The sequence below is a fragment of the Moraxella sp. CTOTU47915 genome, assembly GCF_031986685.1.
In the GTDB taxonomy this organism is placed as follows: domain Bacteria; phylum Pseudomonadota; class Gammaproteobacteria; order Pseudomonadales; family Moraxellaceae; genus Faucicola; species Faucicola tetraodonis.
On the sequence record NZ_DAMAAE010000001.1, the window covers coordinates 68,663 to 87,742 of the forward strand.

Below are 19,080 nucleotides of genomic sequence, written 5' to 3' on the forward strand. Positions count from 1 at the left end.
TAGGTTTCGCTTTTTTTAATTGATAATTTTTTTTATAGCTCTGCTAAGGTTTATAGTTTAGCTAAGGTTTGGCAAATATCTAGCATGCGATTGGCATAGCCCCATTCATTATCATACCAAGCAAACACTTTAAATTGCCGCCCCACACTCATGGTCTGTAAGCTATCAATCACCAATGAATGCGCATCATGGATAAAGTCACTGGACACCAATGGCTCATCACTATAATCCATGATACCCGATAAATCTTGTTCACTGGCATGTTTTAACAGCTGATTGATAGCGGTTACATCCGTGGCTTTGTCAAAGGTAAATGTCACATCAATTGCCGCGACATCCATGGTCGGTACGCGGATTGAATACCCATTCACCTTGCCTGCCATATGCGGCATCACCCGATTGACCGCAGCGATACTACTTGATGTGGTTGGGATAATGTTATGCCCCGAAGCCCGTGCACGGCGCAAATCACGGTGGACTTGGTCAAGCACGGTTTGGTCAGCGGTCACTGCATGAATTTCGGTCATCATTGCTGATTCGATACCATAGGCATGGTGCAATACATACAGTAAAGGCACGAGCGCTTGGGTGGTACACGACACGCTGGATAAAATTTTTTTATCACGGCTAAGTTCATGGTCATTGACGCCTACTACGATACTGGCATCCACATGATCAAACGGAGCAGCCCCAATCATCACCTGCTTGGCGCCCGCGATAATATGCTGTGACGCCTGTTCATAGCTACGAAAATGACCCGTACTCTCAAGCACCATGTCGATGCCCAGTTTTTCCCAAGGTAATTTGGTGGCAATGGGCTGCTGTATCAATGCAATTTTTTGCCGAAACTCCCCTTGGCTTAATAGTAAGAAATGCTGTTGTTTTTCCCCCAAATCCACTGTTTTTAATTCAATATGAATATCACTGACCGCAGATAATCGACCATGGGTACTGTCATACTTGAGTAAATGTAACAGGGTTGCTGGCTCAGCAATGTCATTGATGGCGACGATATTTAATGGCTGTAATTGTAAAGGATTTTGACAAAACCGTTCGATATAAGCACGTAGCACGTTGCGCCCGATACGACCAAAGCCATTAATAGCAATGTTAAAAGGTTTGATGGTAGAAGCATTCAATCAGGGATATTCCTTACTAGACAAGTGCTCAATTGCCATGCGGTTTTAAAAACAACAAGGCAAGTTTCACATCATTATAAGAATAGGCGTTTCTTAATTCTTCGACAATCGCGCGAATTTTGATTTTGCCATCGTTATCTTTATCGCGTTTGTCATCACGTTTGGCTATTTTTTGATACGCCTTATTAATCGGCTGTAACCATTCGTCATGAGGTTGTAGATGCGCGATGTTGGCGCGGGGAAAATGCTCAGCAATTTTCTCGATATGTCCCATCACGGTTGATTGGGCGAGATTACGGGCTTGCGCAATTTCTGCAATGGTCAAACTTTCATCCAACAAGGCTTTAGTTTCCAGCACCGTGGGGGTGATAACGCCTGCCGCATCATCCGCCAAAGATTGCAGCTGCTGTACAGCATGGCGACGTTTTTCAATCAGTTTTTGCTGTTGTTTGGCGCGATTTTCATACGCAGCGATTTTTTCTTTATCCAGCGTACCCCGGCATTGAATGATAAATTCACGATGAAGGTCATTGAGCTGTTTTTTACTGCGCGTCAAAAATTCACATTCTTGCTCTGCACTGATCGCTTGAAATCGCTGGTCAGCCCCGCGCGCTAAGGGATCAAGCTGTAAGCTTAATTCATTGACGCCCAGTAATTGTAGTCCAGATAGCTGCTTTAACCGTGATAAAGCCACATAGCCCTGCCCTTTTTCAAAGGTTTTCGACAAATCCACTTCTGCCGCATCCAGCGTCATGCCTTGGCTTTTGTGAATGGTAATCGCCCACGCTAGCGTCAAGGGGATGTGGTAATAGGCAGCCAGTATTTCGCCCTCTTCATCATCAATACGCCATGAATCATATTCAGCGATGACTTTGCGGCCGTCATTGAGCTCAACCAAGGGGTACAGTAACTCCGATAATTTGTCATCAGCCGTGTCTGTCGCGGCGGTATCATCCTCATCAGTGGAGTGAGTTTGTTGTGATTGACCGCCATTGACTTCATCGAGCAAGTCTGCCATATCGGCTTGTTGTTCTTGTTCGATGGCATCGAGCAAGGCAGTTGCATCTGCTGCCAGCGCTTGTTCACCGAGCGGCTCAGATAGGTGATTGTCTGATGGGCTATTGTCTGATGGGCTGTTTTTTGATGCGCTATCGTCTGTTTGTTTATTTGGTTGTTTAAGGGTGGTGGCAATAAAATCAACTACTTTGCCCATGGTGCCATTTGAGACATTAAGCTCGGCGTTGTTTTTGATAAACATCACTTTTGCGCCAAGTTTGAGCACCAGTTCTGGGGTATTGCGTACGGATTTTTTTAGCGTTTCTACCAGCTTTTCATCGCCTTCTCCCCAAGCGCGAAAAGTATGCGCCGCTGTGGTAATTTTGCCAAGTTCCTGCTCATTGATAGCTTGTACATTAACATTGTGGGTAAACAGTCGGGTACGGTTATCGGCTAACACATGCTCAGCCGTGGCGGTCAAAGCAGGCATGATATGGGGGGTAAACTGCTGGCTACGAATTTGATTTAAAATTGCAGTCAAATCCAAACCATAATAGGTGTTACCTGCCACTGCTGTTTTGTCAGTTTTTTGGCGGTGCTGCTCGGATAAATAGCAAATTTGAAAATCTGCATCCAGCCAAGCTTGCGCCATAAAGGCAAATTTATCGCGGTTGCTCTCATGGGGCTCACCAATCGGCGGCAACTGAAAAAAATCCCCGGCAACCAATAGCTGTATCCCACCAAACGGCAGTGTGTTTTCTTTGATGGCTTGTAGCACTTGGTTAATCAGCTCAAATTGCTGTCGATGCAGCATTGAGATTTCATCAATCACCAATACTTTGGTGCGCTCAATGCGCTCCACAACCACCGTGCGTTTTTTGATGCGAGCGATGTCTTTGGCGGTTAGCTCGTTACTGATACCGATGCCCGCCCAGCTGTGAATGGTCATGCCGTTCATGTGGGTGGCAGCAATGCCTGTGCTTGCCGTCACCGCCACCGCCACATCCCTTGCGCGCAGATAATGCAAATACTGATTGATGGTATAGGTCTTGCCCGCCCCTGCTGAGCCTGTTAAAAACACATTTTTACCAGTTTTAAGGATATCAAGGGCGGTGGCTTGTTTCATTAGTTATACAAAGCTTTTGTAGATAAAAAAGAAGGGATTAAAAAAAACGAGTTAAAAATGAGCCTACTATAAAGGCAAAGCCGAGGAAAGGCAATGATTGACAGCGCCAAAATACGCCATCAAATGCTTCACCGGTTAGTCAATCATGGTTTTGATTTGCTTGAGACTTAAATAACCAATATGCAGCGCATCGTCAGGTAGCTGGTTTTTTTCATGCTCGGTTAATGGCTGAATGGTCAGTGCCACATCTTTTGGCAGTAAATCAGCCACACAGTGAATATCATCCAAGTCTAGTTGATGCTTATCATCTACATGACTGGTTGCCACGCCGCTTTTGGCGATATCGATATTATCAAATGTATAATCTTGATAAAATGCCGTTTTTTTAACTTGCGCCGTTGCTTTACCTAGCGTCTCGGCTACCACAAGTGTTTTATAATGGAACTCTTCAAATTGACCCGGTAGATAACCGCCTAAATTGACAAAATAAAGTTGTTTGCCCTGACTATCTAATTTGTTATCTACCCTATCATCTTCAAACCTGCTATCTGCAAGCGCTTTATCTTTTGACAATCCATCCTTTGAAAAGCTATCTGTCGACAACAAAATTTGATAATCACCCACCCGCTTCACTTCTCGCCATGCGTCTAAGTGCCAGTTGTTTTTGACTGCCGGCCAGTGCTGATTGACAGTCTCAATTGTTTCACTTAGGCTATTTGCAATCACAAACATCACATCATGCTGTTCAATGAGTCGTCCTTGGGGGCGCGCCCCGATTTTTAACATAAATAGTTTCATATTGATACGCCCAAATGTGTCGCCATTAAAAAGTTAAAAACCTGCCAATCCTCATAGGTTTTTGTCGCAGGTTTTTATCACAGATTTTTGTCACAGGTTTTTATCGTTTTATCTTACGGTTATTTTTTGACCATCGGCATTTTAGCGCTTTCTAGCTTTGCCAAGGCATCTGGTAGTTTATCAATTGCTGTCGCTACCACCGCTTGTGCCGCTTGCGAGATGCCTAGCTTTTGCGCGATGGTCGGTTTTTGGCGAGATTGAATGGCATACAATTCGCTATCTATCATCTTGTCTAAAATATAACTATCCGATGTTTGCAGGGCATCGACCAAATTGCGCGTTATCGCATCTTCACCGTACCAATGCTCACCGGTTGCCACTTGTTCAACATCCAAACTTGGACGGTATTTACGCACAAAGTCTTTAAATAGTTTGTGCGTTTCTTCCAGCTCTTGTTGGAATTTTTGTTTGTCTTCTTCGGTATTTTCACCAAACACGGTTACCGTGCGTTTGTATTTACCTGCGGTAAATACTTCGACATCGATGTCATGTTTTTCTAATAAATCATGAAAATTAGGCACTTGTGCCACCACACCAATCGAGCCCACCACCGCAAATGGCGCCGCCAAAATTTTATCAGCCACACACGCCATCATATAGCCACCACTGGCGGCGACTTTATCAATACAGACCGTTAAGTGTAGCCCTGCTTCTTTGATACGTGCCAACTGGGCCGCAGCGAGGCCATACGCGTGTACCATGCCACCTGAGGACTCAAGTCGCACAATGACTTCATCTTCAGCTTGCGCGACCGTCAATAACGTGCTGATTTCTTCACGCAGTTGCTGTACTTCAGTGGCTTTGATATCGCCATGAAAATCCAGCACAAAACAATTTTTGTTGGCGGGTTTATTTTTGAACAGACCAAATTTTGAGGGGGTTTTTTTGGGATTGTCTTTTTTCGTCAAGTCTGTAAATGCGCGGCTGATGAGTGATGTTAACCCTTTATCATTCACCATTTGCAATTGTAATTGTTGTTTGCGCTGGGCTTTGACTTTATTTAAATGGGTGACTTTCATTTCAAGCGGATGTTTGGCATTTTGAAATAGCATAATAACTCTCTAATTAAGGGCTCTAATTAAGGAAAAAATTCACACAATGGGTTTTATATAGCGTTTATTTTGCTGTTTTCAATCGCTTATCCACACAATATTCGCGAAATGTCTGTGACAGGCATGGCTAGTAGATATGCATGATAAACTGTGTTTCATATTGTGAAATTTGAGTAAACAAGGCATAATATTCGTTTATAAAAATTTTTGCTACTTCTTACATTACGAAAAATATTGGGATTGCTTCATTATGATGCGTACACACTATTGCGGGCTTGTCACCGAAAACTTAAACGACCAAACCATCACTATTTGCGGTTGGGTGCATCGTCGCCGTGACCACGGTGGGGTCATTTTCTTGGATATGCGTGACCGTGAAGGCCTACTGCAAGTGGTCATCGACCCAGATACCCCAGAAGCATTTGCTACAGCAGATAGCGCGCGTTCTGAATATGTGCTCAAAATTACCGGTCGTGTACGTCAGCGTTATGCCGGTACTGAAAACAAAAACATGACCAGCGGTCAAGTGGAGTTATTGGCCAAAGACATCGAAACAATCGCCACTTCTGAGACACCGCCATTTCCCCTCAATGATGAGTTTACCAACGTTTCTGAAGAACTGCGCCTAAAATATCGCTTTTTAGACATGCGCCGTCCAGAGATGCAAGAGCGTATGAAGTTTCGCGCCAAAGCCACTTCCACCATTCGCCGTTACCTAGATGACCAAGGTTTCTTGGATGTAGAAACCCCAATCTTGACCCGTGCCACCCCAGAAGGCGCGCGTGATTATTTGGTGCCTAGCCGCGTGTCAAATGGTGAGTTTTATGCCCTACCACAGTCGCCTCAGCTATTTAAACAGCTGCTAATGGTGGCGGGTTTTGACCGTTATTATCAAATTGCTAAATGTTTTCGTGATGAAGACTTACGTGCTGACCGCCAGCCAGAATTTACCCAAATCGATATCGAAACCTCATTTTTAAGTGATGAAGATATCATGAACATTGCCGAAGGATTAACCAAAGACTTGTTCAAAACCATGATGAACATTGAATTTGATATCTTCCCACGTATGACCTACGCTGAAGCCATGCGTGACTATGCGTCTGACAAACCAGACTTGCGTATTCCCATGAAGTTAATTGACGTGGCTGATATCATGCAGTCTGTGGAATTTAAAGTATTCTCAGCCCCTGCTCAAGACCCAAAAGGTCGTGTGGTGGCGCTTCGGGTGCCACAGGGTAGCGACCTTACCCGTAAACAAATTGACGAATATACTAAATTTGTCGGCATCTATGGCGCAAAAGGTTTGGCTTATATCAAAGTCAATGATGTGAGCAACATTAACAACGGTGTTGATAAAGAATCAGGTCTGCAATCACCGATTATCAAAAACATGACTGATGAGGTATTGGTCGAGCTGATTAAACGTACTGAGGCGCAAACCGGTGATATCATCTTCTTTGGCGCGGATAAAGCCAAAGTCGTCAATGATGCCATGGGTGCGCTGCGTGTCAAATTGGGTCTAGACCTAAATATGCTAACCTGTGAGTGGGCGCCGCTTTGGGTGGTGGATTTCCCGATGTTTGAAGAAACCGATGACGGCAAATGGACGTCGGTTCACCATCCCTTCACCAAGCCAAAAGGCACGGTTGAAGCGATGAAAAACAACCCAGAAACCGCGCTGTCTATCGCTTATGACATGGTATTAAACGGTACTGAAATCGGTGGCGGTTCACTGCGCATCAACACCTTAGATATGCAAAAAGCGGTATTTGAAGCATTGGGTATTTCTGAAGCCGAAGCTGAAGAGAAATTCTCATTCTTACTTAACGCGCTAAAATACGGTGCGCCACCGCACGGTGGTTTGGCATTCGGTCTTGACCGGTTAATTATGCTAATGACAGGCTCACAATCGATTCGAGACGTCATCGCTTTCCCAAAAACCAAAACAGCTGAATGTCCGCTTACTGAAGCCCCTGCACCTGTGGATGGCAAACAACTGCGTGAATTGGGTATCCGTATACGCGAAAAAGACAGTAAAGCGCCACAATCTTAATCAAAATCACACCTTTAATTAGATGAATGCCTTTACTCTTCTTAAATATGTGCCAATGTGGATGCTGTATCTATTGGCACATATCGCAAGCTTTATCATTTCACTTCGTCGTGACAAAAGTATCATGAAAACGGTGGATACTAACTTACGACTTGTCTATCCTGAACTCACCGAATCCCAGCGTGACCAGCTTGCCAAAGCCTGTATTGCCAATCAAAGCAAAAACATGGTGGAATCGGCTAAAAGCTGGGCGATGCCACCTGCGTGGTCGGTCAAACAAATCCATACCGTGCATCATCAACAAGTTTTGATGCAAGGCTTACAAAATCCCAATGGTATGCTTGCAATTGTGCCGCATTTGGGGACATGGGAAATCATGAATGCATGGCTTAACCAGTTTGGTGCACCCACCATCATGTATAAACCCGTGAAAGGTGAAAAAGCCAATCAGTTTGTGCTACAAGGGCGGCAGCGGCTCAACGCAACTTTGGTACCAACCGATGCTACTGGGGTCAAAGCGATTTTTAAAACCCTAAAAGCAGGCGGTTTTAGTATCATCTTGCCTGACCATGTCCCTGACCCATCTGGCGGTGAAGTGGTGCCGTTTTTTGGCATTCCGACATTGACCAGTACCTTAGCTAGCAAATTAGCCAGTAAAACAAAGTGTAGCTTGGTAGGTTTGACCTGTGTACGCCGTGACGATGGACAAGGTTTTGATATTTATTGTGATGAGCTAACTGACCCCGCTTTGTATGACAAAAACATGGTGACAGCAACAACCGCGATGAACCACGCCATCGAGCGGATGATTGGCCGTTTCCCCAGTCAATACATGTGGGGCTATAAGCGCTTTAAACGTGTGCCAGGATTTCCGGTTATTTATAATGCCAAGCCATCTATCGCAGTAGCGGTTCGCCAGCGTTATCCAAAACTTGGCAATCATGATATTATCAATTCATTCACTTAATATGATAATCATTTACTTATGACTTTACCAAATTATACTTCAGCGCCTGCTTTGCCCGATGAAAACCGTTACATTATTTGTATGAAATGGGGCACCAAATACGGTGCTGAGTACGTTAATCGCCTGTACAATATGGTTAACAGACATTTAACATTACCGTTTCAAATGGTATGTTTGACGGATGATAGCACAGGGATAGATGCCAACGTCAAATGCTACCCAATTCCTGAGCTCAATTTACCCAGTAATATTCCTGAACGTGGCTGGAAAAAACTGACCACCTTTAGCCCTGAATTATATGATTTAAAAGGCACGGCGTTATTTTTGGACATTGATATTGTGATTGTCGATAATATTGATTGCTTTTTTACGTATCAAGCGCAACACGATGACAGTGTGGTGATTATCCGTGATTGGAAAAAACCGTGGCGTATGGTGGGTAATTCATCGGTGTATCGCTTTAAAGTCGGACAACATACTTACCCAAATCTGTTATCAAATTTTGAGCAAAATTTTGACAAGATTCGTAGCCAAGTACGCCATGAGCAAGCTTATCTATCCAATTATTTGCGTGAACATCATCACCTTGAATATTGGGATGCGTCTTGGTGCGTGAGCTTTAAATACCAATGTGTGCAGCCATTTCCCTTAAGTTTTGTCAAACCGCCGATTTTGCCTAAAGGGGCAAAAATGGTGATTTTTCATGGGGAAGTGAATCCGCCTGATGCCATCATGGGTAAAAGCGGTAAGTGGTATCGTAAGGTATTACCAACCAACTGGATTAGGGATTATTGGCGATGAGTGTTTCCTCAATAAAAAAGCCCACAGGCTGGAAACGCAAAGCAACTTTGTTATTTAAAAGTGAAAAAATCTTAGGTGCAGAGCCGATTTTTGCCTATTTCACGCATTTGTCGTTGGCGACCATGAAAGACACGCTGATCACGCCCGATTTGCAGATTTTTGACAGTGAGATTACGGTTAATGCGAGTGAGCCGAAACGGTTTAAGGATTTGCACAGTCATTTTACAAATTTACAACATGAATTTCTAGGGCAACCTTTACTGTGCTTGTACCATGCGGTATTGGTTGTATTGTTACGCCGAAAGTTTGATAGCGTAAACGTTTTTCAGGCGTTTGAACAGCTTTGGCAGTCGGAACAAGATTTTTTATGGCATAACTTATCCTTGCGATGGTTAGTATCTTCAGCGGATACCTTTGTGGATTTTAGCCCCAATCCTACTCGCCAAGCGATTTTTTTAAATATACCAACTTTAATTAATACCTTAAAAGTGTATGAAACAAAACTGGATTTGCTAACGGATAATAGTTTACCAAATCCCGATAAAGTCCAGGCTTATCAGCAACAACATTTAGCCTTATATGACGGATTGCGTCATTTTCGACTTGGTACGGACGACACCTTGCACAATATGCGACAACGGTATGAAAAATTTGCTAACGTCGATAAATTTGCCGCTGACTTTTTGCTAACGGTTTTTGACCGTTTGCAAGCGGGTGAAACGGCGTTTGCTCTGATGCGACAGTATCATGAATCTGATTGGTGCGTGGGGGCAACGCGTGGCAAATAATCAATTCAAGCTACCTAATAATATTAATATTGCTATTGTCGATAGCGAATTTGACAATACTTACCTCACCCTACCGCCACAAAAATCGGTAAATATTCTTGCCTCTGGCTCAAGTATTCATTCAGCCAATTTAAATAAAATTAGCCAACAACCGTGTATCTTTGTGAATGGCAGCATTGAATTGATGGAGACATACGATTTTCAACAGCCCGTTGCCTATGTGATAACCGACCCCCGTTTTATTCGCCATAATTTGGCAATTTTGCAAAACCGTTATCATGGGCAATGTCCGCTTTATATCACCCAAACGGTGTTAGAAAAATTGGCAGATACTGACCGCAATTTGATTAAAAAATACGTTCAACATTTACGCCTGATTTATTCGGTGGAACGCCCGATTCTCCAGTCCTCAAATTATTTTTTGGCTATTTTTTTTAGAAAAAATAATAAACGTCCACTAATGGGTTTTGCTAAACACCCGCAGTTTGTGATTGAGCGACACGGTGAAACTGTGATTGGGGTGAGTTTGGATATCCGTCACGGTTTTGTCGAGGCAGGCACGGTGGCGTTTGTGGCGACCCAATTGGCGTATCATTTGCGCTTTAGCGAGATACATTTGTATGGGATTGATTTAATCAACGCCCACGAACCCCGTTTTTATGAAAATGTACAAAACTCTGCCCCCAGTAAACTTGCCCCTGCCATTTATAACCGTATTGTGCCGTCGTTTGATTTATTGGCAAGCGTTTATCAACAGCAGGGCGTCATGGTTTATAATCATTCGCCTGTTTCTAAAGATTTGTTTAAAAATTTACCCTTTTTTGATTAACACTATTTTCTGAGTTTTTCTATGTCATTGACTTACCAACAGCTTAACAGCCCCGATAAATTTATTGTAGTGTGTTTTTTTACCCCCAACTATCACGACCATGCCTTACGCTTAAGAGGCACGTTGGATAAATTTCATCTCAATTATTATTTTGAGGAAGTGGCGGACGCAGGGTTTTGGGAAGCAAATACACGACTAAAGCCCGGTTTTATTTTACGCTGTCTGCAAAATTTCCCTGAATACGGCATTTTATATTTGGATGCTGATGCAGGCGTGGTAAAACCGCTCAATTATTTTAACGAATTGGCAGAAAAAGACATCGATGTGGCATTTTATTACACTCGTGGTTTGCCGAATATGTCGCATGATTATTTGGCAAGTACGCTGTATTTTAACAACACGCACGCCTCGCACGCCCTTGTTCAGCAATGGATTGCCGAGCAAGTTGGCGGCAAACGCACACAAGTGGATCAAGATAGTCTTGACAGTGCGATGGCAAAGTTTAAAGGCAAAATCAAAGTGGAACCACTCAATGCGGGTTACATTAAGATTTTTGATAAAGATTATGACGGTGAGGTGTATATTGAGCAATACCAAGCCAGCCGTGAACAGCCGAAACTGCGCCGGCAACTTATTCGTAAAAGAAACCGTGCAATTGGTATAATCATAATGATTATTTTGGTATTAATTACCTATTATTCAATAAAGTAATCTATCTAAAGGTAATATTTGTCATATATAAAGGTTTTGCCCAACGTTGAATCTCATTACTAAGACGTTCGAGACTGGTTTTTTCTTTCTTGATTTCAGTTCCTCGTTCTTTTCTTAAGTCACTAGATATCAAAGCTTGATTAGCAGTGGTAGCAATTTTTTTGGCTTGAATAACAATAGCTGGTAATATTTGATAGGTAATAATGTTTTTTGGATATTTTTTGACATCAAATAATAAAATATCAATCGCTTCTAGCTGTGATAGCTCTCGCACAAATGCCAATAATTGTGTGGCTCCAACTTTTGACAATATATATCCTGCGGCATTAATATGACGAGAGCGTAATTCATACACCCTATGTGTAGTAGAATATAGAAATTCACTTGGTTTAGCAAGATATGCTCTGCGACTAGTTTTTTCTAGTTTTACAAAATCCATCTGATGATTTTTTAGCCAGTCAATTTGAGTAAGTAGTTTTTGGCTACTTTCACCTAGTATAATATCATCTTCAAAAATTCCTATATAATCTAAGTTTTCATCAAGACAACGTTGCCATAAGCTGACATGACTTAATAAGCACGCCATCTCACCTGCGGTACAATGCGATGTGTCTGCTGTCAACCCTAACTGTTGATAAACGCTGTCCGTATCAATCGGGGTAACTGCTTTAAAAAATGTAAAAGGTATGTTTTTCTTGCCAAACTCTTGCTGAATATGGGCTTGACGTTCAGTGTTGGTGGCGACATTAATGACGTAGTTTTTTAGCATAAGTTACGTTTCCGACAAGCTATTTACCTTTAAGCTTACTGATAAAGTTTTTATACCATGCTCGTTTTTTGGGTGGTTTTACCATTTTCTCAGGAGTACTAAAGCTAGTTGAACAATGAAAATTTGTGGTACTAAAAGTTTGATTTATCACTTCATCTACCCGTTTAACAAATAATTCAACATTTTTGGCATTTCGACTTTGAAATAAATGATACACGCTGTCATGAAATACCGTGCCAATCCCATAATAGCCATATGAACCTAGTAACCACACGCCATTTGGGGGTGAGGCTTCATAATAAGTAGGGTATAATGTACGATATCGAATGCCAATTTCTTCTGCTTTATAAGATAGTTCTTCTGCCACATCAGCTCGATGGGTCGGCATAAATGACGGTTTTCCAAGTTTCGCATAGCAAGGAGGCGTGATAAAAAAGAACGCGGGTGAAGCAAATATGTGGCTGGCTGGGTGCTTGTGGTTCGACACTTGCGCACAACCCACGAAGGTATCATACTCATAGACATATTGTGCAGTTTGTAACACTATATCAGGCGTTAAGGGTATCACATCAGGCTCAATAATACCGATAACTTTTCTCGTCGATTGACTAACCACTCGGGTAAGCCATTCACCATGGGGAATATTTTCTTGAGTGTACTGTACATTTAATCCATAAAATGCCATGAGCTTTTTGTGACTGGCGAGAATGTCTGGGTTAAAGTTATCCCAATGAAAAGAGTGAAGCTCTACATCTGCTAAACTTAAAATTGTCATATCGCTCTTATTTACCCAAATATAGAATTAAGATTTTTGAAAAATTGATTGTAACCAACTTGAGACCTTTGGTGTACGAGTAATGACATTGCCCTTATAGCGTTTATGCTTTTTTTTCGGAAACTCACCAAACGGCGTAGTGCGATAGTTTTCAATACTATAGCCCGCTTGTATCGCCTCTTGATAATAGGTATCGAAAAGCTCAACCAAATCTTGACGAGGGTGCGGCAAAATCTGCCCATCAAACCAATGCGTTTTGCCCTCGGCTTGTAAACGCGGTAAGGAATATTTATGGCTAAACTGCGTTCCCATGTCGGAATAATGCAAAATCCGAATATCCTCAATCGCTAAATCTTCGCCATCCACACAATTAAAGCTGTCTTGGTAGAGCTGTATGAGTTGCGGATTGGCTTTAAATTTTGCCATCATTTTGCTATGGCTCTCAGGATCGGCTTGTAGCTGTGCCACAGGCTCAAGATAATCCTTGGCTTTTTGGCAATCCCATACGCAGGTGCACAGTCGCATCAAATCGCCATCGCCTTTAGCCGCAAGAATCGCATCATCGGATATCGGATGCTGCCACAATTTAGCGATATCGTCCAACACCACCATATCGGCATCCATATAAATTGCGCGTCCGCTAAAGCCACAATATTCGGGGATTGCCCAACGAAAGCCCGAAAACGGGGTCGCCCATTTTTCGGTATGCCAGCCCTCACCTGTTTGCGGATTGGAATACCATACGCTACTTGGGTCACGGCTTAACTGCATCCAGATAATCTCGACAGGCTCGCTGGTATGTTTGTGCAAGCTATAATCTAGCACCATCATCTGCTCAAGGTCACTGTTATTAGGATCACAGCCGATAAAGATTTTGATAGGTTGGTCTAAGTTCGCCATAGTTTATCCTCTATTCTCGCCAATGCGTTGCCACCCAATCAGTCGGCAAAATAAAATGGCGTAAATGCGAAATCGGTTTTTTGATTTTTTCAGCGGTGAATAATTGCGCCAAATGGTCTTTGGCATTATCGGCAGAATTTTTGTTGTATTGCCCTGCAATCGCATTTTGCGGATACAAATCGCCAGGAAAAATAATAATGCGTGCATCATGAGGCAGTTTTGGCGGGATAAAATAATTTAGCGGAAATGGCTGGCGGCATTTGCGGCGAAAATGCACCACCCACTCTTTTGGAAAAAGCTTAACCCCGCCTGGTGCATTGCGAGTGACAAAACGCTGCTCAAAGCGATATTTATCCGCCACCCCTTGTGGATCGGCACGGAATTTTTCTAGCAAACTAACCAAACTACCGACTTTAAAGCGAAAACACGAGGTTTGACCTAGCTTCTCTAAGGGGTTACTTGGGTTATAAGATAAAACTGTCTGATCGTCATCACCAAAACTAAAAAAATCATCAAGGCTACCCACTACGACCACATCAAGATCTAAAAATAATACTGTTCCTGTGACATTGCCAAGCTGTGCATTCCAAAGCCGTGACTTAGGCCATTTACCAAGGGTATTGGTAGGCATCACAATATCGCTGGGCGGCAAATCCTGACATTCTACTTCAGGACGGATGCCATCGGTATTGTCGGTAAAGCAGACAAAACGAAACGGCGGGGTGATATTACGGCTTACCATCCCATAGAGTTTATTAACGTAATCTGCGCCATATTTGGTGCCCCATTTGATACAAATAATTTGCTTAAGCGGGGTGGTTGCACTCGATGTTGTCATGTCACTTCCAAAGTACCGATAATTTTTCAAAAAATAAGGATAGTCATTTTAACATAACTATCCTTTTATTTTCACTTATCTACAATTTTACCGATTACTCATCCACGTAGCTGAGCCAATGCGCGTATTTATCATTTTTGCCTTGCACCACATCAAAAAATAGACTTTGCAGTTTTTCGGTGATTTCACCACGCGCGCCGCAGCCAATGACGTGGTCATCATATTCACGAATTGGGGTAATCTCGGCAGCAGTACCTGTCATAAAGATTTCATCCGCGATATAAAATTCATCACGGGTAATTCTACGCTCATGCACTTTGATGCCCAAGTCTTGTGCAAACTGTATCACCGTGCGACGGGTAATGCCGTCCAATGCACCCCCTGACAAATCTGGGGTATGCAGCTCACCGTCTTTGACCAAAAATAAGTTTTCCCCTGAGCCTTGACAAACATAGCCTTGGGTATCCATCAATACCGCTTCATCATAGCCATGTCGGGTGACTTCTTGGTTTGACATGATAGATACTGGGTAATTGCTGACGGCTTTGGCTTTACACATGGTGACGTTTGGATGATGATGGGTAAAACTTGAGGTTTTTACCCGGATACCTTTTGCCATGCCTTCTTCACCCAGATAAGCACCCCAAACCCAAGCGGCAACGATAGTGTGAATGCTATTATCTTTGGCAGCGATACCCAATTTTTCAGAACCGACCCAAATCAATGGGCGTAGGTATGCCGATTCAAGGTTATTTTCACGTACCACGGCTTTTTGTGCTTGTAACACTTCTTCATACGAATAGGGCACAGCAAGCTGGAAAATTTTAGCGGAATTTAGCAGGCGCTGGGTATGATCTTCTAGACGAAAAATCGCCGTGCGTCCATCATGGGTTTTGTAGGCTCGAACCCCCTCAAATACACCCATCCCGTAGTGCAGTGTGTGGGTTAATACGTGGATTTTGGCATCACGCCAGTCTACCATGTTGCCGTCCATCCAGATAAAACCATCACGGTCTGCCATGCTGGGAATTGTTGCCATTGATTACTCCTAGTGCTTTGTTTTAAATAAAAAGTTTTTTGTTTGAGATAAAAAGTGCTTTGTTTAAATAAAAATTGATGTTACATCTATTCTGGTCGTTGCCCGATTAAGCGATGCCATTGCGCATCAACAAAATTACGCAGCTCATGCCACTGGGCTTCATCCACCAGTATCGGCTGCTCTGCCAAAGCCAAGCGATGCGTCATACTACGGATGCGAAGATAAGCGTGCGTTAGCTGTTGGCATATTTCGGTTTCGATAATACCTGTTTTGGCAAGCGCTTCAAAGATACGCACATTATCACTCCAAACTGCCAACGCAGGATAACGATTGGCATACGCCAAGACAGCAAACTGGGCAATAAACTCAATATCAACCAATCCGCCTGCATCTTGTTTCAGATGAAACAACCCTTGCTGCTTGGTATGCGGTTTGCTGCCCAAATGGTCTTGCATCTTATGCCGCATGGTCGATACTTCGATACGGACACTATCTTTATCGCGCGGCAGACACAATACTTCTTTACGAATTTGGTCAAATCGCGTCATCACGCGGTTATCGCCACAAATCGCACGAGCGCGAACCAACGCTTGGTGTTCCCACGCCCAAGCTTTGTGCATTTGGTAAAGTTCAAACGCATGGGTAGAAACCACCATCATACCCGCTTGACCCGAAGGACGCAGGCGCATATCAATCTCATAGACACGGCCATCGCGCGTTTGGGTGGTCAAATAATTCATCAGTTTTTGGGCTAGGCGTGCGGCAAACTTCATACCGCTGATGGGTTTTTCACCGAGCGTCATCGCTTCTTCATCAATGTCATGAATAAACACAAGATCAAGATCTGAGCTATAACTCATCTCAAGTCCGCCAAGCTTACCATAACCGATAATCGCAAAGCCATTATGCGCTTCACTCACAGGCTCGCCTTGGGCATTGACAGGATAGCCATGTTTTTTTACCAATTCACCAAATACCCGTTGCAACGCTTTTTCAAGCACCACTTCAGCGATAAAGGTGAGTGAATCAGAGACTTTCATCAACGGTCTATCCGCCAACACATCACTCGCCGCCACTGCCAAGACTTGGGTTTTTTTGAAAAAACGAAAGGCGTTGAGTAGCCCTTCTTCATCATTAGGCTCTACCCGTAACAACTGCTGACGCAAGATGTCACTAAGTTCTGCCTTATCAGGTAAATGACGGTATTTTTCACGGATAAATGAATCCAGCAAAACAGGATAACTGACCAATTCGCTCGCAATCCAAGGGCTTGCTGCCAACATGGGAATCAATTTGGCGGCTGCCGTTGGGTTTTCGGCAAACATGACCAAATAAATTGACCGACGACTTACCGCCTCTAGCAATGTCAACATTCTAGGTAACGCCACATTGATTGCATCTTCGCTTAAATCGGAATGTAACAACCCATTGATTAGAATCGGATAGGCGGCATTTAAGCGAGTCTTGGCTTCTTCACTGAGTCCTGTGATGAGCTTACTTTGCCAAAACTGGCTTAATTTATCTTTATTGTCAGCGCTTAATTTTTGCTCAAGCTCAGATAAATTGTGCTGATGATCCACTTGCAGTTGTTCATCAGACTGTTGGCGATCACTGACCAGCTCATCAAAAGGTATTTTTACCGTTTGGCGGTATTCATTGAGTTTGGCTAACAATGCCGCCCAATCAGCAAACCCCAACACTTGGGCAAGCTGATGTCGCTGCATGGCATCTTGTGGTAGTCGCTGGGTTTGTTCATCATTGATGGCTTGGATACCATGCTCCAATCTGCGTAAAAAACGATAGGCTTGTGCCAATTGCTCATGGGTCACAGCATCGATAAAGCCATGTTTTTCTAATTGGCTCATCGCTTGTAGGCAGTTTTTTACTTTGATATCACTGACACGCCCGCCATAAATCAACTGAAACGACTGCACGATAAACTCAATATCACGGATACCACCTGCCCCAAGCTTGACATTGTCCGTATCTTGACGTTGTTCGACTTGGTTTTGAATCAGCGATTTCATCTCACGTAGGGCGGCAAAGGCACTATAATCGACATAATAACGAAATACAAACGGCTTGATAAGGGCTTTTAAGCTATCGCTAAAGGTGACAGGGTTGACGATTCTGGCTTTTAGCCAAGCAAATCGCTCCCACGCCCGTCCATGTTGGGCAAAATATTTTTCCAGTGCCGATAAATGAATTGCCAAATCACTGCCATCGCCCCAAGGACGCAGGCGCATATCAATGCGAAATACAAAACCATCTTGGGTGTTTTTATCAAGCAGATTAATGATGCCTTGACCCCACTTGGTAAAAAATTTCTTGTTATCGATGGATTTAGCAGCTTTTGACCCTTGTTGTTTTAACGGGTCAACCACCGTCTCACCTTGCCCTTGATGGACAAAAATCAAATCGATATCGCTGGATAAGTTGAGCTCTTCTGCCCCCATTTTACCCATGGCGATGATGGCTAAATCATCCTTGTGTGGTTTATTTTTTTCATCAAAAAAATACGGCTCGCCATAGCGACTGATTAAATCTTGATACACATAGTCTTTGGCAAAGATGAGACAATAATCAGCAAATTTTGATAGCTCCCATGTCAGCTGCTCTAGACTAATCAGATTTAATGCATCTTGCCAAATCCAGCGCACCATCAACAAATTGCGTAGATGACGCAGCCCCCGCATCACGCTTGCTTCATCCGCCAATTGGTAATCTTCATCCAGCGTATAATCGCGTATTAAATCTTTGATATGTTGAACATCGAGCGTTTGGGTAAGCGGATAGCTTTTTAAAAAGCTTTGTGCAACGTTTGTTTTAGTCTGCCAATACTGATAGCCAAAATTACTAGCTTGCTGTAATACAGCGATTTGTTCTATCGTCGGTAAGAGTTGCGGCATTCTAATTTCCGTATGGCAAATAAATAAACAGACTAAATAAACAGACTCATCTCATCGTGGTATATATAAGTACTAAGCATTCACGCTTGCGTATCGATACAATCAATCTTGTCCAATCAAGTTTGCACAATTAAGCCAAGTGTGTACCATCAGGAAAGAAATTTAGCAATTAGGCTTGATTAACTGCAGTTGATACAGGGTATTTTGCTCAACCTTACATTGCTTAAAGTTATCCTTATAGCCTAGCACAAACCGCTATTGTTGCAAATTTTTTTAGCACACAAACTTATAAATACTCGTTTGCGCGTAGCAAAATGTTTGTCATAGAAATAAAAACGTAAAAAATATTGGTAGTTATCAAATTTTCATATATGATGAAAAAAACAAGGAAGTAAAATTCAATAAATTTATGTGAATATTCGGTCTATAGTTTTTTTTTGACCCTGATATCAATCGCGTGTAAGTGATATTTTAGCCGCATGTTCAATTGTAAAAAAAACACATTTATCTTATAAACTATTTTAATC

At 42.8% G+C, this 19,080-nt stretch carries 16 protein-coding genes; 6 read left to right on the forward strand and 10 right to left on the reverse strand.

Going from position 1 to position 19,080, the window contains the following annotated elements:
* Nucleotides 1-50 precede the first annotated feature (50 nt).
* From RTL34_RS00310 to sohB, 4 genes are all read right to left on the reverse strand, one after another.
* Nucleotides 51-1,139: a type I glyceraldehyde-3-phosphate dehydrogenase gene (locus tag RTL34_RS00310; RefSeq protein ID WP_096488775.1), complete on the reverse strand. Its 1,089-nt coding sequence runs from the start codon at nt 1,137-1,139 to the stop codon at nt 51-53.
* A 28-nt stretch (nt 1,140-1,167) separates the two neighbouring features.
* On the reverse strand, nt 1,168-3,261 hold the full coding sequence (locus RTL34_RS00315; protein WP_312113685.1) for an AAA family ATPase: 2,094 nt from the start codon (nt 3,259-3,261) through the stop codon (nt 1,168-1,170).
* A gap of 135 nt (nt 3,262-3,396) precedes the next feature.
* Nucleotides 3,397-4,059, reverse strand: a complete 663-nt coding sequence (locus RTL34_RS00320; protein ID WP_007116856.1) for a DUF1543 domain-containing protein — start codon at nt 4,057-4,059, stop codon at nt 3,397-3,399.
* Between the two features lie 119 nt (nt 4,060-4,178).
* Nucleotides 4,179-5,171: a protease SohB gene (gene sohB / locus RTL34_RS00325; RefSeq protein WP_312113688.1), complete on the reverse strand. Its 993-nt coding sequence runs from the start codon at nt 5,169-5,171 to the stop codon at nt 4,179-4,181.
* Between the two features lie 250 nt (nt 5,172-5,421).
* On the opposite strand from sohB, the gene aspS reads away from it, so the two are divergent.
* From aspS to RTL34_RS00355, 6 genes are read left to right on the forward strand one after another with little or no spacing between them, the layout of a single operon-like run.
* Entirely contained in the window at nt 5,422-7,227 is a 1,806-nt protein-coding gene (gene aspS, locus RTL34_RS00330) for an aspartate--tRNA ligase (RefSeq protein WP_312113690.1), read from the forward strand.
* 22 nt (nt 7,228-7,249) lie between these two features.
* The gene (locus RTL34_RS00335; protein WP_312113692.1) at nt 7,250-8,194 is read left to right on the forward strand and encodes a lysophospholipid acyltransferase family protein; all 945 of its coding nucleotides are present in this window, start codon (nt 7,250-7,252) and stop codon (nt 8,192-8,194) included.
* Nucleotides 8,195-8,212: 18 nt separating this feature from the next.
* Nucleotides 8,213-8,995 (forward strand): glycosyltransferase, encoded by a 783-nt coding sequence (locus tag RTL34_RS00340; RefSeq protein WP_409455421.1) that lies wholly within the window; start codon nt 8,213-8,215, stop codon nt 8,993-8,995.
* Complete coding sequence (locus tag RTL34_RS00345; protein ID WP_257966632.1) at nt 8,992-9,783, forward strand: hypothetical protein; 792 nt, start codon at nt 8,992-8,994, stop codon at nt 9,781-9,783. Before RTL34_RS00340 ends, RTL34_RS00345 begins: the two co-directional genes overlap by 4 nt.
* Nucleotides 9,743-10,612, forward strand: a complete 870-nt coding sequence (locus tag RTL34_RS00350; RefSeq protein WP_312113696.1) for a hypothetical protein — start codon at nt 9,743-9,745, stop codon at nt 10,610-10,612. The genes RTL34_RS00345 and RTL34_RS00350 overlap by 41 nt, the downstream gene beginning before the upstream one ends.
* A gap of 21 nt (nt 10,613-10,633) precedes the next feature.
* Nucleotides 10,634-11,323 carry a hypothetical protein gene (locus tag RTL34_RS00355; protein ID WP_312113698.1) on the forward strand — a complete coding sequence of 230 codons (690 nt, stop codon included), beginning with the start codon at nt 10,634-10,636 and terminating at the stop codon, nt 11,321-11,323.
* A 1-nt stretch (nt 11,324) separates the two neighbouring features.
* Here RTL34_RS00355 and RTL34_RS00360 read toward each other — a convergent pair whose 3' ends face one another.
* The 6 genes from RTL34_RS00360 to glnE form a co-directional block, all read right to left on the reverse strand.
* Nucleotides 11,325-12,092, reverse strand: coding sequence for a glycosyltransferase family 25 protein (locus RTL34_RS00360; RefSeq protein WP_312113700.1), 768 nt, complete (start codon nt 12,090-12,092; stop codon nt 11,325-11,327).
* Between the two features lie 19 nt (nt 12,093-12,111).
* Nucleotides 12,112-12,867, reverse strand: a complete 756-nt coding sequence (locus tag RTL34_RS00365; RefSeq protein WP_312113702.1) for a hypothetical protein — start codon at nt 12,865-12,867, stop codon at nt 12,112-12,114.
* A 27-nt stretch (nt 12,868-12,894) separates the two neighbouring features.
* Complete coding sequence (locus tag RTL34_RS00370; protein ID WP_312113704.1) at nt 12,895-13,767, reverse strand: glycosyltransferase; 873 nt, start codon at nt 13,765-13,767, stop codon at nt 12,895-12,897.
* 10 nt (nt 13,768-13,777) lie between these two features.
* Nucleotides 13,778-14,605, reverse strand: coding sequence for a hypothetical protein (locus tag RTL34_RS00375; RefSeq protein WP_007116867.1), 828 nt, complete (start codon nt 14,603-14,605; stop codon nt 13,778-13,780).
* A gap of 94 nt (nt 14,606-14,699) precedes the next feature.
* The gene (locus RTL34_RS00380) at nt 14,700-15,644 is read right to left on the reverse strand and encodes a branched-chain amino acid transaminase (protein ID WP_007116868.1); all 945 of its coding nucleotides are present in this window, start codon (nt 15,642-15,644) and stop codon (nt 14,700-14,702) included.
* A gap of 86 nt (nt 15,645-15,730) precedes the next feature.
* The gene (gene glnE / locus RTL34_RS00385) at nt 15,731-18,553 is read right to left on the reverse strand and encodes a bifunctional [glutamate--ammonia ligase]-adenylyl-L-tyrosine phosphorylase/[glutamate--ammonia-ligase] adenylyltransferase (protein WP_312113711.1); all 2,823 of its coding nucleotides are present in this window, start codon (nt 18,551-18,553) and stop codon (nt 15,731-15,733) included.
* Nucleotides 18,554-19,080 lie beyond the last annotated feature (527 nt).